General features: G+C 43.8%; 12 protein-coding genes and 1 pseudogene. 12 read left to right on the forward strand and 1 reads right to left on the reverse strand.

Annotation, left to right across the window (positions count from 1 at the left end; translation table 11 throughout):
• Positions 1-10 precede the first annotated feature (10 nt).
• Positions 11-1,036, forward strand: a complete 1,026-nt coding sequence (locus ASU35_RS11150) for a galactose ABC transporter substrate-binding protein (protein ID WP_058353086.1) — start codon at positions 11-13, stop codon at positions 1,034-1,036.
• Positions 1,037-1,080: 44 nt separating this feature from the next.
• On the opposite strand, the gene ASU35_RS11155 is transcribed toward ASU35_RS11150, so the two are convergent.
• Complete coding sequence (locus tag ASU35_RS11155) at positions 1,081-1,668, reverse strand: hypothetical protein (protein ID WP_058353087.1); 588 nt, start codon at positions 1,666-1,668, stop codon at positions 1,081-1,083.
• A gap of 147 nt (positions 1,669-1,815) precedes the next feature.
• Here ASU35_RS11155 and aroD point away from each other — a divergent pair, with 147 nt between their 5' ends.
• The 11 genes and pseudogenes from aroD to ASU35_RS20485 all read left to right on the forward strand — a co-directional run.
• Entirely contained in the window at positions 1,816-2,595 is a 780-nt protein-coding gene (gene aroD / locus ASU35_RS11160; protein WP_058353088.1) for a type I 3-dehydroquinate dehydratase, read from the forward strand.
• Positions 2,596-2,653: 58 nt separating this feature from the next.
• Complete coding sequence (locus ASU35_RS11165; RefSeq protein WP_058353089.1) at positions 2,654-3,280, forward strand: hypothetical protein; 627 nt, start codon at positions 2,654-2,656, stop codon at positions 3,278-3,280.
• A gap of 18 nt (positions 3,281-3,298) precedes the next feature.
• Positions 3,299-5,020, forward strand: a complete 1,722-nt coding sequence (locus tag ASU35_RS11170; RefSeq protein WP_058353090.1) for an InlB B-repeat-containing protein — start codon at positions 3,299-3,301, stop codon at positions 5,018-5,020.
• A gap of 184 nt (positions 5,021-5,204) precedes the next feature.
• The gene (locus ASU35_RS11175) at positions 5,205-6,230 is read left to right on the forward strand and encodes a branched-chain amino acid aminotransferase (RefSeq protein ID WP_058353091.1); all 1,026 of its coding nucleotides are present in this window, start codon (positions 5,205-5,207) and stop codon (positions 6,228-6,230) included.
• 71 nt (positions 6,231-6,301) lie between these two features.
• Positions 6,302-6,817 (forward strand): 5-(carboxyamino)imidazole ribonucleotide mutase, encoded by a 516-nt coding sequence (purE, locus tag ASU35_RS11180; protein ID WP_058353092.1) that lies wholly within the window; start codon positions 6,302-6,304, stop codon positions 6,815-6,817.
• A gap of 43 nt (positions 6,818-6,860) precedes the next feature.
• Positions 6,861-7,730, forward strand: a complete 870-nt coding sequence (locus ASU35_RS11185; RefSeq protein WP_058353093.1) for a DegV family protein — start codon at positions 6,861-6,863, stop codon at positions 7,728-7,730.
• A 400-nt stretch (positions 7,731-8,130) separates the two neighbouring features.
• A pseudogene (locus ASU35_RS18795) lies at positions 8,131-8,253 on the forward strand (helix-turn-helix domain-containing protein); the annotation flags it as partial.
• 246 nt (positions 8,254-8,499) lie between these two features.
• Positions 8,500-9,381, forward strand: a complete 882-nt coding sequence (locus tag ASU35_RS20250) for a DUF6674 family protein (RefSeq protein WP_058353094.1) — start codon at positions 8,500-8,502, stop codon at positions 9,379-9,381.
• A gap of 111 nt (positions 9,382-9,492) precedes the next feature.
• Entirely contained in the window at positions 9,493-11,274 is a 1,782-nt protein-coding gene (locus tag ASU35_RS11195) for a sensor histidine kinase (protein WP_172794635.1), read from the forward strand.
• Positions 11,275-11,281: 7 nt separating this feature from the next.
• A complete protein-coding gene (locus ASU35_RS11200; RefSeq protein WP_058353096.1) occupies positions 11,282-12,103 on the forward strand; it encodes a response regulator in 822 nt (273 codons plus the stop codon).
• Between the two features lie 210 nt (positions 12,104-12,313).
• The coding region (locus ASU35_RS20485; protein WP_187142709.1) for an Ig-like domain-containing protein at positions 12,314-15,475 on the forward strand (3,162 nt) is incomplete at its 3' end.

A 15,475-nucleotide genomic window follows, 5' to 3' on the forward strand; every position in this document is an offset into this window, starting at 1 on the left:
GGAAAGAAAGATGAGCAGAAAAGCATATGGATATCTGGCGACAGTGCTTTTGACAGTGGGGCTTGCATTTTTACTAATTGGTTGTGGCAGTGGTGAAAAGAAAACGACCTCCATCAAAATAGGGGTCAGTGTATATAATCAGTATGATACCTTTATTTCACAGCTGATGGATTCCTTTGAAAAGGCGGCGAAGGAGAAGGAGACAGAAGAGGGTATAACGATTTTTGTTGAGGTTCAGAACGCAGCCGGCAGCCAGAGCGAGCAGAACAATCAGGTAGAAGATTTTATCAATAGTGGCTGTGATGTAATCTGTGTGAATCTGGTAGACCGTACAGACCCGACGATGATTATTGACAAGGCAAAAAGTGCAGATGTCCCGGTTATCTTCTTTAACCGGGAACTGGTTGAGGAGGATTTGGAGCGTTGGGAGAAGCTCTATTATGTAGGTGCAGTAGCATTAGAATCTGGTATTATGCAGGGAGAAATTGTGACAGAGGCCTATGAAAAGAATCCGGAGAAGCTGGATAAGAATGGTGATGGTGTACTCCAGTATGTAATGCTGGAGGGTGAGGCTGGACACCAGGATGCAATTATCCGTACAGAGTATGCTGTCAATACGATTTTAGAATCTGGTATCAGGATGGAAAAGCTGGATCATGCCATTGCCAACTGGAACCGTGGACAGGCACAGGCTAAGATGCAGCAGTGGATTGAAAATTTTGGTGATGAAATTGAGCTGGTGCTGTCCAATAATGATGATATGGCTCTGGGGGCAATTGATGCATACAAGGCGGTAGATACACCCCTTGCCCAATATCCTTTCATTGCTGGAATCGATGGAACTGAGGTTGGAATGGAAGCCATCAGGGAAGGGACTCTTGGTGCTACTGTGTTTAATGATGGGGCAGGGCAGGCAAAGCAGATGCTAAGGCTTGCTTTTGATCTGGCAGCAGGGAAAAGCTTCGAGGATGTAGAATATATGGAGGGAAGCTATGTAAGGCTCCCCCATCAGAAGGTGAAAACAGAAGAAAGATAAGAAAAATAGGGACTGCTTTTAGCAGTCCCTATGGTGTATTTTAATTATTCCTCTACGGTAGTTCCATTTTTCCAGTTATTAATTTTTTCGCGAACAGCCTCCAGTGTCTGCTTGGAAATATCCGGAAGGTCGCTTCCCCAGGCTTTTGTTGCCTGCTTAAAGCCTTTCTCTACAGCAGCCATCATCTCATCAGCTTTGGATGGGTCACCGCCAGTTAAGGCAAAAGCAAAAGAATAAATTCGCTCTGAGGTCTGTTCTACGCCCCAGTAGCCATCCTCAGATACATCCTCCTTAGCCTGTGCAATATCCTCTGGTGAGAACTTGAGATTGCCGCTCTTTAACAAATCGTAAATATTCATGGAGGTGTTGTAGGTCTCGCCCTGCTTGCGAAGGGTCTTTGCTACAAGATTTTCCAGCTGTTTCTTCCGGTTCTCCATATCGGCTAAAAGCTTATTAATGGTACCGGTATCCTGCTTATACACCTTTTTAGAATTTGCCTTGTTATCTGATTTTTCATATACCGCTGCCGGGTCTTCTTTTACAGAAGCTGTAGTTTCTGCTTTTGTAGCAGTAGAAGCTGCTGGTGCAGTATAGGCTGTTGTTGTGTTGTTAGTAATTCCATTTACACTCATGGTTCATTTCTCCTTCCGTGGAATCATAAATTCTGGTTATATTATCTATATCGGATAGAGCTTAGAAAACTTTATAGAAAAATATATAAAAATACAGAAAAATATGATAAAATAGGGTAATTCAAGGGAAGGCAGGAGGCGTTTTATATGGCATTGAAAATAAAAGAATTGGTAATAGGTTCGGGAAGACCAAAAATCTGTGTGCCGGTGACAGCAAATGGGGAAGTCCAGTTGGCAGAGCAGCTGGAAGCTATAAGAAAAATCTGCTTTTCGGAGGAGAAAAAATGTGTTGATTTGTTGGAATGGAGAATTGATTTCTGGGAAAATATCGAAGATGAAAAAAGTCGGAAAAGAGCATTGGAGAAGATACATAAGGAGTTTCCTATGCTTCCTCTTTTATTTACTTTCCGAAGCAGGAGAGAGGGGGGTGAAAGAGAACTTTCCTGGAAGAAATACGAAGGACTCTGTCGCTGGGCTCTGGCACAGGAGGAGGTAGACATCCTGGATATAGAGCTATTTGCGGAGGATAGAGTTTCAGAGAATATTTTAAAAACCAAACCGGCAGGGAAGTATATTCTTTTATCAAACCATGATTTTGAAAAGACGCCGGTGCAGGAGGATATCCTTGAACGCTTGTTGCAGATGGACCGGCTGGGAGCTGACATTTTAAAGGTAGCAGTGATGCCAAAGACAAAGGCAGATGTGCTGACTCTTCTGGAAGCAACGATGGAAATGCAGGAAAGAACAGAAAAACCGGTGGTAACGATGTCAATGGGAAGGCTTGGGCTGATAAGCCGATTATCCGGTGAAATTTTTGGATCCGCTATTACCTTTGGAACGGCTGGAAAGGCTTCGGCCCCGGGACAGATAGAGGCGGGAAAGCTTTTTGATATTCTTAATCTGCTGATGCAAAATGGAAAAAGTTGACATTTTGAGGGTTTAAAGGTAAAATTATAGAAAATGATGAAAGGACGTAGAAGGTATTATGAGAAGAGTAAAACAGGCTATATTCGCAATGCTATGTCTTTGTATGGTTTTGGCAATCACACCGGTTACAGCCAATGCGAGTAATTTGGAAAACAAAAATCAGGATATTGCCAATATACAGGAAGAGAGTATTCTTAATGAAGAGCTTTATGAGAAATGGGCAGATAAAAGTAATGGAAAATTTACTTCCGAAGCATTGAAGGAATTTGCTCTAAAATTGCAGGGGGAGTATGTTCCAAGGATTTTGAATGGGATAACAGAGAGCTTTTCCTTTGCAAAGCCTACCGTAAAGGGAATGAAGATGGGGCTGGAACTTTATAACGACAATCGTGGAAATGCAGCCCTGGCAATGGTTGAGTCTAATGGCATAAAATATAAGCTGAGCATCAATATGGCCGCCTTAACGGCAACGAATGAAGGGAAGGTAGATGCAGATGCCAATCATGGGGAGTTGTATGGCTCTATTGCCCATGAGCTGATGCATGCGGTCATGTTTGATGTGACCTCGACAGGAATGCTGGGAGATGGATACTGGACCAATACCTATCATGAGACTGTAGATGCTTTTCCCAGCTGGTTTTATGAGGGGATAGCCCAGACTGTGGGTGGCGGCATCGAATGGTGAGGAAGGCTGACAAATGATTTGTATTTCAGAAATTCCAGAGAGGCACTTATAAAGGAATGGTTGGGGGAATTTTACTATCTGGGATATGAGGCATATGCACAGGGGTATATTGCGGTGCTTTATTTGGGACATATTGCGGGTGGTGAGGTTGACAGCATTACCAGTGCCAACATTATAAAGGGCTTGGATGCCATCGTGCTGGATGTGGAGGACGGATATTCTCTCAGTCAGGCTATCTGCAGGCAAACAAAGCAAAAGTATACGAGCATTGAGGATTTTCAGGAGAAGTTTTCTGGCGATGCCTATGACTTTACAATAGATTTTATGAATTTGATTGATGTTAATACAGAGGATGTAAGGTGGCATCCTACGGGATCGCTTTTAGCCCGTGATGGACTAGCTGTGAGCAAATTAAAGATGTATCAGGGGCTGTCGGGAGAGTCTGACTATTTTATTCTGGATATTGCCTGTGGTGGAATATATGACAATTCCAGTGTCCTGGAGGGCAAAAATGTGCGTACAGGCGGCGGAAAGACCAAAACAAAGGGCTTGCGGAGAGATGGAACCCTAAACAGGGCTGCAAAAAATCCCTGGACATCCGATTCTTATAAGGAAATCTATGATACAGAAGAAAAGCAGCATAAAATCACCCTGACTGTGAAGGAAGGCGGTGGAGGAACAGTAACAGGAGAAGGGATTTATAAGAAGAATGCTTCTGTAACTGTCATTGCAAAGGCTGGAGAAGGGTATAAGTTTGTTCATTGGCTTGAAAACGGCAAAGAGGTTAGTACAGATGAGAACTATAGGTTAACCGTTGCTGGAGATAAAGCTCTTACAGCTGTTTTTGAAAAGTTAAATTTGCCGACTTCAACTGAAGCTCTGAAACCGGAGGTCTCTCCGGATGCGGGTAAAGCTCCAGAACCACAGCCATCGCCGGGTTCGGAAGAAGGTATCAGTCCAGAAGGAGGCTCTGTCCCGGGAGGCGGTATCAGCTCAGGTGGAGGCTCTGCCTCGGGAGGAGTTTCCAGTGAGACGTCAGGAAGGCAGGAGGAATCAATTAAGACATCCAATGAGTCCCGGAAGAAGGAAAAAGCTTCGGTTTCAAAAGGAAACACCACAGAGGAGACAGCAGTTGTCTTAAAGGGAAAGATGGATAAAAGCCAAGCTAGTACTGTATCCATAACAAAAGGAATTGTTCAAAAAGCAGTAGATAGCAGTCCTGAGGGTGGAAAGGGTGCTACGATTGTGTTTAAGGTGAAAACAGTTACTATGGGAAATGCCATTTCCATTCAGCTGTCGGAGGGGGCTCAGAAAACATTATTGAATTCCAAGGTAGAAGAAGTAAAAGTGGTAACAGATCGGCTTCAGATTTCTTTTACCCCGGAGGCACTAAAAAAGATAAAAAAGGATGTAGGCACTACAGCGGTGATTAGGGTAGAAAAAATTCCTGCCTCAATGCTTTCTAAGTCAGCATCTAAAATTGCAGATAAGCAGCAAATTTTCAAAATAGACATTACAAATAAGAAGGGAAAATCTGTAAAAAGATTTGTAAAGAGTACAGTATCTGTGTCGATACCATATGCATTGAAAGATAACGAGGACAAAGATAGGGTATGTGGTGTATATGTGACAGAGAATGGGAAGATAAAAAAGGTGACTGGCTCTTACTATGATTCTGCCACAGGGATGGTAATATTAGATGTAAACCAGACAGGAGTGTATGGAATCAGATATCAATAATTGCATATGCAGACGAGGATTTTCAATGGGATTATCCGAAAGAACTCTCTGCCCGGCTATTTTTCTTTTGGAGAACAGCCGGGCAGGAGTTTTTATGCTGATGTAAGGACTCTTTCTTGACACAGAAAGCTATTCGGGGTAAAATCTTAAAAAACAGAGACAGCCGTGGAAAGGAAGTATTCATATGGAAAAGAAAAATATTGATTGGGCGAATCTTGGATTTGGTTATCAGAAAACAGACATGCGTTATGTTTCCAATTATAAAAATGGGGTATGGGATGGAGGAGGCCTTACAGAAGATGATAAAGTGGTAATTAATGAGTGTGCTGGTGTTCTTCAGTATGCACAGACCTGCTTTGAGGGGTTAAAGGCATATACCACAGAGGATGGACATATTGTGACCTTCCGCCCGGATCTCAATGCAAAGAGAATGGCAGATTCTGCAAAGAGATTACAGATGCCTGTATTCCCGGAGGAGCGATTTATTGAGGCGGTAGAGAGGGTAGTTGCAGCTAATGAGGCCTATGTACCGCCTTATGGCTCCGGTGCGACGATGTACATTCGTCCATATATGTTTGGAACCAATCCAGTGATTGGAGTAAAACCGGCAGATGAATACCAGTTCCGTATCTTTACAACTCCGGTTGGACCATACTTCAAAGGTGGAGTAAAACCACTTACCTTACGGGTATGCGACTATGATAGAGCAGCTCCAAAGGGGACAGGGCATATTAAGGCCGGACTTAACTATGCTATGAGTCTTTATGCGATTGTAACTGCCCATGAGGAAGGCTTTGATGAAAATATGTATCTGGATGCAGCTACAAGAACAAAGGTAGAGGAGACTGGTGGAGCAAACTTTATTTTTATTACGAAGGACAACAAGCTGGTAACACCAAAGTCAAGCAGTATTTTACCATCGATTACCCGTCGCTCTCTTATGACTGTAGCAAAGGATTATCTTGGCATGGAATGTGAAGAAAGAGAAGTATACTTTGACGAGATTAAGGATTTTGCAGAATGTGGGCTCTGCGGCACAGCTGCAGTTATTTCTCCGGTTGGAAAAATTGTTGATCATGGTAAAGAGATCTGTTTCCCAAGCGGTATGACTAAGATGGGACCGGTGACAAAGAAGCTTTATGACACCTTAACAGGCATCCAGATGGGGAGAATTGAAGCACCAGAGGGATGGATTAAAGTAATTAAATAGTTTACTTTTGAAATGAAAATTGGTATGATAATAGAGAGGTTTAAATTTCTGTAAAAAGGAGCGTGCAGGCCATGGTTAAGGTTGGTATCTTAATGGGAAGTGATTCAGACCTTCCTATTATGAGTAAGGCATGTGAAATGCTGAATAAATTTGGAATTGAATATGAGATGAAGATTATATCTGCACACCGGATGCCGGATATTTTTGTGGAATATGCAACGACTGCAGAGGAGCGGGGAATTGAGGTAATTATTGCCGGAGCTGGTGGAGCTGCTCATCTGCCGGGTATGTGTGCCGCACTTTATAAGCTGCCGGTGATTGGCGTACCAATTGAGACAAAGACATTGGGCGGTGTAGATTCCCTGTATTCTATCGTGCAGATGCCATCTGGCATACCGGTAGCTACGGTGGCGATTAACGGGGCAGCCAATGCAGGCATTCTTGCAGCAAAGATTTTATCTATATCTGATCCGTCTTTACGAGAGAAACTGGCAGCCTACCAGCAGCAGATGAAGGCTTCTGTAGTAGCCAAGGATGAGAAGCTTAACCGTCTGGGCTATGAGGGATATTTAAAACAGTCAAAATAAATGGTCTGTGAATAGATTTGAAAATGGAGGACTAGAAAGCAGAATGAAGAAAATAGCAGTAGTTACGGACAGCAATAGCGGAATTACGCAGGCACAGGGTAAGGAGCTTGGTGTTTTTGTACTTCCGATGCCTTTTACGATTAATGGAAAGGAATATTTTGAAGATATTAATCTGACCCAGGAAGAATTCTACCAGATGCTGGAAGATGGTGCGGATATTGCAACCTCACAGCCATCAGTTGGTTCCGTTCTTGATTTATGGGATGGGATTTTGGAGGATTATGATGAGATTGTGCACATTCCGATGTCCAGTGGACTTTCCGGTTCCTGTGAGACTGCTATGGGACTGGCGCTGGATTATGATGGTAGAGTGCAGGTGGTAAACAATCAGCGGATTTCTGTTACCCAGCGGCAATCTGTACTGGACGCTTTGGAATTTATAAAGCAGGGTAAGTCAGCCACAGAGATTAAGCAGATTTTGGAGGAAACCAGGTTTGAATCCAGTATCTATGTTATGGTTGATACCTTAAAATATTTGAAAAAGGGTGGACGTATCACCGCAGCGGCAGCTGCTCTTGGAACAGTACTGAATCTAAAGCCGGTGCTTCAGATCCAGGGAGAAAAGCTGGATTCCTATGCTAAGGTAAGAGGTCTTAAGGCAGCAAAAAAGACAATGATTGAAGCGATTAAAAATGATTTGGATACCCGATTTGCAGCTGTAAGGGAGGATAAAGGTCTTTACTTTCAGGTTGCTCATACAGCAAATGAGGAGGCAGCGAATGCTTTTGCAGAAGAGATAGGGGAACTGTTCCCAGGCTATGATATCTATGTGGACAGGCTTTCCTTAAGCGTTGCCTGCCATATTGGTCCAGGCTCTCTGGCTTTCGCCTGTACGAAAAAGATTACAGAATAAAACCAATGTCATTTAGTTAGTCAAAAATCTTGTTAAGTTAAGGAGTAAATCTTCGGATTTGCTCCTTAAAATAATGTTTTGGCCAAATTAAACGAGGGCAAAAAACGTAGAAACAGCCAACGTATAAGACATTTTATAATCTTAGGAGAGATTTTCTATGGAAAGAAGACATCCTGCAAATTTGTTTGTTCGTGAATGTATTACTAAAGCACTGTTTATGTTGATGAAAAATAAGGATTATCAAGAATCCATATAAAAAGTGGCACATTTCGTGCATATTTTAGTTATCAACCGTTGGTTGAGTGTTTTATCTTACTGTATTTATACAATATCAACTGTTGGTTCATGGAATTATTTATGACTATAAGATAGGCTTTATAGCGAAAGGAGGGTTCCCGAAATGAATCAGGAAAAAATAGGAAAGTTTATTGCAGAATGCAGAAAAGAGCAAAATTATACGCAGGCAGTTCTGGCTGAAAAATTAGGTATTACAGATCGTGCAATATCTAAATGGGAAAATGGTGTTTGAGTTATAATAGGACCAAGTTAGATGAAACCCAGTAAAATCAAGGGGTTATGCCTAATTTAGTCCTTATTTTTATACCAATTTAGCGGTAGATAAGGCAGCGCTGTTATATCAAAACCGAAAATACAAGTCAGTATCACAGATGTCCGCAATCAGTCTGAGAGTGAATCTGTGTGCTTAGATTAGGTACAATTTTATATCAAAATATTTAGTGAGGACTAAATTAGCATTGGCATCAATTATATGGTGCTTCGTGGAAAGACTGAGTATAAAGCTGAGCTTTCCACAAGTCCTGTCGGCAGTATGGTGAAGCTGGAAAACCTGTTCAATGGACTGGAGAAAAAGATTGATTCCATGACGGAAGAACTCACCAATATGCAGAATCAGATCAAAGAAATGCAGGAAGATACACTTGTCAATAATGCTAAAAAGGCATTGTCGGAAGCACAGGAGCGACTTAATGCCAGATGTGAGCAGATAAAGTCGCAGGTATTGGAAGTGAAAGCACAGGTCAAATCTACAGCAAAGAGCATAGTTGATGAAGCAAAGGTAAAGGGAAGAACTGCATTATACAGGGTGTCGGAGTTCTTAGGAATTAAGAAAAGGCTTCTTGATATCCGAGAGAATGTAAGAGGTGCAATCAAGACCACGGATAAGGATATAGCAAAGACAGCACTTCTTGCAAAAGGATTTCGTGAAGCTGGTCAGACAGCAGCCAATGCATTCCGTACTTTTGCTGACAAACCGGAGGTAGATTATTCTCAGAAAGAGCAGAAACATCCAATTACAAAGGCGGTACTTGCTCCGATGAAAGCAGTGAAAAAGATGCTTGTATCAATGGAACTTCATTTGGATGCATCTATTGATAAGCTGGATAGTCTGGCTATGAATGTGAAGCTTGATAAGGAAAAGCATATGGAGAATATGAAGAAACAGGAGCAGACAGAGCCGGAGAGGGCTGAAGCAGAGAGAGTGGAAGCAGAGGTTGTATACTCTCCAATGGTCGCTGAGCCGCAGGAGTATCAGTATAATGCAGATGCATTTGAGGCTAGAGGTGTGGATGAGGTGAAGCAGGAAGCGGCACATAAGGAAGTATTGAAGATAAGGGAAGATAAAGCCAGATAGATGTGAGGACGTATCATCAGTAATGGAGAAATGGTGGTACGTCTTTTTTTGTGGAATGGCGAGGTTATTTATGATATAATAAAAACAAATTTTTCATTAAGGAGTACTACTTTGAAGAAAATACCAATAAATATAATCATGTATACAGCTATGTTTCTTATAGCCGGGATTCTTGTAATATCAGCCAGCCGCCAAAGTCATCAGGCTGTCATGTCAATCCCTATACCTGTTCATTTTACAGGCGAGTACAGTCAAGGTGGCGGAGAATGGCAGATGCTTGATACAGAAACAGACCTGTCTTCTTATAACGGGGCTGTAACACTCCGTGGCAGATTTGATACAGAACTGTTGGAGGGGGCAGAAATAAGATTTTATCTAAACCACATTGGTGTGGATATATGCAGGGACGGGGAAATCCTATATGAATCAAGCCATGAAAAGTTCCCGGATATGTGCGGTAGCACGTGGGTATCGTGGGTGCTTCCGTCAGCATCGCCGGAGGACGTACTTGAAATAAAATTGTATAATCCCCACGGTTTTGGAAACAGGGACGCATATAATCAGTTCCTGGATTCCATTTACATTGGTGGTGATGTGGTAATGAAAAACTATTTTGAGCGGCAGAGCCTGCCGTATAAGGCAACTAGTATTTTCATTCTTGTGGTTTCCATTGCACTCATCGGAACAGCGGCTGGCTACAGGCTTTTACGTCTCCCTGGCAACAGTCTGCTGCTAAAGTCCGGACTCATGTCACTCATGATGGGGGTGTATATGTATCTTGACGCAAAGGACATTTCCCTCTGGAGCGGGCAGATGGCATTCAATACATATGCCAGACGGCTTGCTATGATGGGTGCAGCGTGGCTGATGGGGGCGTGTGTGAATGAATTGCTGCATGGGAAACGCAGGAAAATATCGGAAATTGCAGTATATGTGCTGATGCTCACTGATTTTGTTCTTATGGTTGTGTCCCTTGCTGGGGCAAAGGGGATTTATGATACTGGCATTTATTGGGCAGCGGTGCAGGGAGCTGTCAGCCTGCTTCTGCTCGTTTTGACCGTTATGGATGCAAAGGACGGCGGAAAGCGTAGGGGACTGATGCAGCCTTCCGCAATCGTGCTGCTGACCGTGCTGCTGCTTGAGCTTGTTAACTCCTGCACGGGCTGGTGGCGGGGCGGCATCTGCATTAAAATAATATTTACGGTGCTGTTTGTGTTCCATCTTGCCAGAGCAGCATGGCTGGTGGCGAAGAACCAGCAGGATTCCATCAGGGCGGAAAAGCTCAGGGAGGAACTGAAAAACAGCCGCATAGTCCTCGCCATGAGCCAGATACGGACGCATTTTGTATTCAATATCCTGAATGCAATCAGTGGTATGTGTGAATATGACCCGCAGAAAGCGGATGAAACACTGGTCATGTTCGCCCATTATTTAAGGAGCAACATTAACATTATGGAGGAGGACGAGCCGGAAGCCTTTACAAAATCACTGGAACATCTGGAGAAATACGTCTTTCTTGAGCAGGTGCGTTTCGGCGAAAAGATACAGTTTGCAAAAAACATTGAGGCAGATAATTTCAAGATTCCTCCGCTGGTTCTCCAGCCTTTGGTGGAAAATGCAATCAGGCACGGGCTGCTTCATAAGAAGCAGGGAGGAACCGTCATCCTGCACACATGGGAGGAAAACGGCGACAGCATCATTGAGATTTCCGATGACGGTGTGGGGTTTGACATGGCAAATGCACCGGGGCAGGAATCTGTCGGAATGAAAAATGTCCGTTTCCGCCTGAAGTATATGGTGGGAGGGACAATGGACATAAAAAGCACTCCGGGGCAGGGTACAACAGTAACCATTACGATTCCCGGAAAACATAAAATACAGAAGACGGAGTGAAAAAGAAATGAAAGTAATATGTGTGGATGATGAACAGCCGGCACTTGACACGTTCCGGTTAAAGGCGAAGGGGTTTCCGGAAATCGAAAGTCTCCGTCTGTTTTCGGATTGCGAGGAGGCACTCCGGTATGCAGGGGAGAACAGGATAGACGTCGCCTTTTTGGACATAGAGATGCCGGATATGGGAGGCATAGAGCTTGCGAGGGAGTTAAAGAAAAAGGACTGCAACATCAGGATATTTTTTATGACGGCTTTTGAGCAGTATGCACTGGACGCATTTGGTGTGAAGGCACTTGGATATATCATGAAGCCGTACACGAAGGAGGAGATCGGGGAAGCGTTGGAAACGGCTGCACTGATGCGCTCCCGTCCCAAAAAGAGGGTGGAAATCGAAACAATACCCAGTTTTACCGTGCATGTGGATGGGAAGCGGCTGGCTCTGGGCGGGAAAAAACAGGAGCTGCTTGCCTTGCTGGTGGACAGGGGGGAAACAGGGCTGACGACCGGGGAAGCCATAGCCTGTCTGTGGCAGGACAGGTGTGCGGATGAAAAGACGCAGACCTTGTACCGGGTCACTTTCTACCAGCTTATGGATGAGCTGAAGAAAAACGGGATTGAGGATATTATAAGTTCTGGTGAAAAGAGCAAGTATATCGTGAAGGACATGGTGGAATGCGACCTGTACCGCATACTGGATGGAGAGACGGAGGGATTGAAAAGTTATGGGGGATATTACCTGAAAGAGTATTCGTGGTCAGAAACCAGAAACGGACAGTTAAACAGCATGAAAGAAGCCGCAGTTTTTCAAAAACCGGACAGTGGGGTTTAGGAAAGAAACAACGGCAGATGGGAAATCCCGTCTTACCCTTAAAACAGGGCAGGACGGGATTTTTTTGACCTTTTTATGAAATACGAACAAAAAATAGTGAAAGTTTTGTGCAATATTTTTTGCCAAAACTGGGAAGAATTAACGGTTTTTTAACGTCGAGTTATTTATGCTTGACTTAATAAATTAAAAAGAGGAGGGATTGACAACTCTATGAAAAGATTTAAAGCAACGACAAAAAGAATATCCGTCATGTTTCTTGCGGCGCTTCTTATGTTTAGCTCCGTGGATTACGGTGTTTTGAGCGCAGCGGCGGCGGAGAGAACGGAAACAACCTGCCCGAACCATCCGGAGCATACCGCAGACTGCGGTTATGTAGAGGCAGTGGAGGGTGCGGACTGCACCCATGAGCACACGGACGAATGTTACAGGATAGTGACGGAATGTGTGCATGAGCATGGGGAAGAATGCTATGAAAAAGAACTGACCTGCGAAAATACGGAGGAAGGGCATGAGCATACAGACGAGTGCTATACAAAAACTTTAAACTGTACCCATGAATGCAGCGAGGAATCCGGCTGTATCAGACGGGAGCTGGACTGTAAGCATGAGCATGACGAAAGTTGCGGATACAGGGAGGCAGTGGAAGGGCATCCTTGTACCCACAGCTGTGAACTGTGTTCCGGTGCAGCAGAGGAAAGCACGGAAGACGGAACAACGGACGTAGAAGATGAAAGAACCTGCATCTGTGAAGATAAATGTACCGGAGACACGGTCAATGAAGACTGTCCGATATGCTCCGCAGAGGGTGCAGATTTGGAAAAGGACTGCAAAGGGGGAAAAGTACATACGGAGCTTCCGGAAAAACTGAAAGCCTTGCAGGAGCGCATGAATGCCCTGCCGACAGTAGCAGAGTACAAGTCAATGACTGGTGAACTGGTAGAGGGAACGAATGTGACCGAGGTACAGTACAATGTCTACATGGAAGCGTGTGATCTTTATGATGAATACGATGCCATGCCGGATAAGGAAAAGGCACAGCTTGACATTAGCAAGTTGGAGGCATTGCTGAATTATTGTAATGAAACATTTACTGAGTGCAGTACAAAGAATTCCATCACACCTGAAAAGGGCATTGATTATGATGTAGCCTATTCGGAGATCCGTAATGGAAAGATGCCCGAAGATGGTGGCGGCTCGATGGTGCTGCCTGTCGGCACAAGAATTTATTTCGATGAAGATAATATCATGGAAAGGTTAGACAATTTTCAATTTTTTGTAGATACCTATGAGTCCGCTGTTAGTCGTGGTTATATTGCTGGTGTTACGGAAGATGATCTCTCAGAGGAACAGAAAGCCTACATGAACTATTATTATGCAGATTACACCCCTGTGAAAGGAAGTATTATAACCCTGCAGTCATATTATCTTGATGATAATAAGAATAAAATAACCTGCGGCGGTCAGTGGATGGTTACCGCATGCGGTGAAAGTGAAGATGTTTTACAGATCTATTCGTTGACACCGACTTCTGTAACATATTATACAGCGAAATTGGAGAATACTTTAACTACTGTGACAGCAAAGCTGAGTCAGACGGAATATATTATTCCGGATGCGCAGGTGTTCCTTACTGTTACGCCAAAGAACGGTCCGCTTTCAGCAAGCGATGTGAAAATTGAACTGACGAATTGTTCTCTGAAAAGTGATACGCCTACTGTAAGTGATGACGGAAGCCTTGTGTACACACTTCATAGTTTTACGAATAATGCTGCGGTAACTGTTAAGGAGGCTGGTTCTTCCGGTGAAACTGGATCTGTCACCGGCGTAACCGTTTCTCCAAACACAAATGTCAACGTGAACAAGGGTGGAACACAACAGTTTACGGCAACCGTGAACGGCACGGGTACTTTTGACAACACCGTAACATGGAAAATTGAGAATGCAAATAGCAGCAACACAACAATTTCTGACAGTGGTTTGCTGACTGTTGGTGCAGATGAAACGGCATCTTCCATCGCAGTGATTGCAACATCGAAGGGTGACAGCACGAAGTCCACCACCGTTTCGGTTGTAATACCACAGACAACATCGATTACTGGCGTGACCGTTTCACCGGATATTGCTACTATAAAGAAGGGCGAAACACAGCAGTTTACTGCTTCGGTAAGCGGTACAGGTAATTTTGATAATACTGTAACATGGACAGTAGAGGGCGCAGTCAGCACGAATACTAAAATTGATGAAAACGGAAAATTAACGATAGGTGCAGATGAAACAGCAACCTCTATTATAGTAAAAGCTATAGCGAATGGCGACCATGCAAAATCAGCTTCTGCTATGGTTACAGTTATAAATAAGGATATTAAAGTCCCTGTAATCGGTGGCATAGAGAACGGCGGAAAATACTGTAAATCGGTAACTTTTACCGTAACAGCAGATAATCTGGATAAAGTAACGGTAGATGGAACAGAAGTAACGCAAAACACAGACGGCAAGTATATGATCACCGCAGATGATAAAGCACATACCATCATAGCGAAGGATACAGCCGGAAATATAACAAAATATACAATTACCGTATATACGAGGCATGACTTTGAAAATCCGGTTTATACGGAAACCGGAAGGGAAGGAAACGTGATTACGGAAGAAGCACCCTGCGGACATGGCTGTGGCAAGAGTATTGTCAGAAAGCGGACGCTAGAAGGTGACATTATCGGTCAGGAATATCCAAATGACAGCGGCTCCAACGGAAACCTTGCAACCGATGTAAAGGTAGTGCCAGGAACACCGACAGTCCATGTCAGCGGACTGGATTTAGAGATAGCAAAGGAAGTCCTTGATCCGTCCGAAATCTCACAGGTGGAAAACGGTGAGAAACTGCTGGTATATCTTGAAATAAACAAATTGGAGGAAATGGCTGTTCTTACGGAAGATAAGACCAAAACAGAGGAACAGGCGGCAGAGAAAAAACTTCAGCAGGGCATTTACCTTGACCTGTCCATGTGGAAAAAGATAGGAGATGCAGCAGCAGTGCCGCTTGGCAGTACGAAGATTTCAAAAAAACTGAAAATCTCACTTACCCTGCCGGAAGAACTGAAAGCCCCTGCTGGAAAGGTGTGCACCTATTATGTGATCAGGGTGCATGACGGAGCAGTGACGGTACTTGATACAGAACTTAGCGGAAATGAAATCAGCTTTATGACCGACCGGTTCTCGACTTATTCTGTATGGTATGCGGAAACGGATGCACCTACACCTCCGGGCGGTGATGATAAACCGAATAAGCCGAGTAATCCGGATACACCGAGTAATCCGGATACACCGAGTAATCCGGATACACCGAGTAATCCGGATACACCGAGTAATCCG

This window comes from Acetivibrio ethanolgignens (assembly GCF_001461035.1).
Taxonomy (GTDB): Bacteria; Bacillota; Clostridia; order Lachnospirales; family Lachnospiraceae; genus Velocimicrobium; species Velocimicrobium ethanolgignens.

Bases quoted from the DNA above. Each gene is read 5' to 3' on its own strand.
- aroD (WP_058353088.1), top strand. From the start codon at position 1,816: ATGGCATTGAAAATAAAAGAATTGGTAATAGGTTCGGGAAGACCAAAA.
- ASU35_RS11150 (WP_058353086.1), top strand. From the start codon at position 11: ATGAGCAGAAAAGCATATGGATATCTGGCGACAGTGCTTTTGACAGTG.
- purE (WP_058353092.1), top strand. From the start codon at position 6,302: ATGGTTAAGGTTGGTATCTTAATGGGAAGTGATTCAGACCTTCCTATT.
- ASU35_RS11165 (WP_058353089.1), top strand. From the start codon at position 2,654: ATGAGAAGAGTAAAACAGGCTATATTCGCAATGCTATGTCTTTGTATG.
- ASU35_RS11175 (WP_058353091.1), top strand. From the start codon at position 5,205: ATGGAAAAGAAAAATATTGATTGGGCGAATCTTGGATTTGGTTATCAG.
- ASU35_RS11200 (WP_058353096.1), top strand. From the start codon at position 11,282: ATGAAAGTAATATGTGTGGATGATGAACAGCCGGCACTTGACACGTTC.
- ASU35_RS11185 (WP_058353093.1), top strand. From the start codon at position 6,861: ATGAAGAAAATAGCAGTAGTTACGGACAGCAATAGCGGAATTACGCAG.
- ASU35_RS11155 (WP_058353087.1), bottom strand. From the start codon at position 1,668: ATGAGTGTAAATGGAATTACTAACAACACAACAACAGCCTATACTGCA.
- ASU35_RS20250 (WP_058353094.1), top strand. From the start codon at position 8,500: ATGGTGCTTCGTGGAAAGACTGAGTATAAAGCTGAGCTTTCCACAAGT.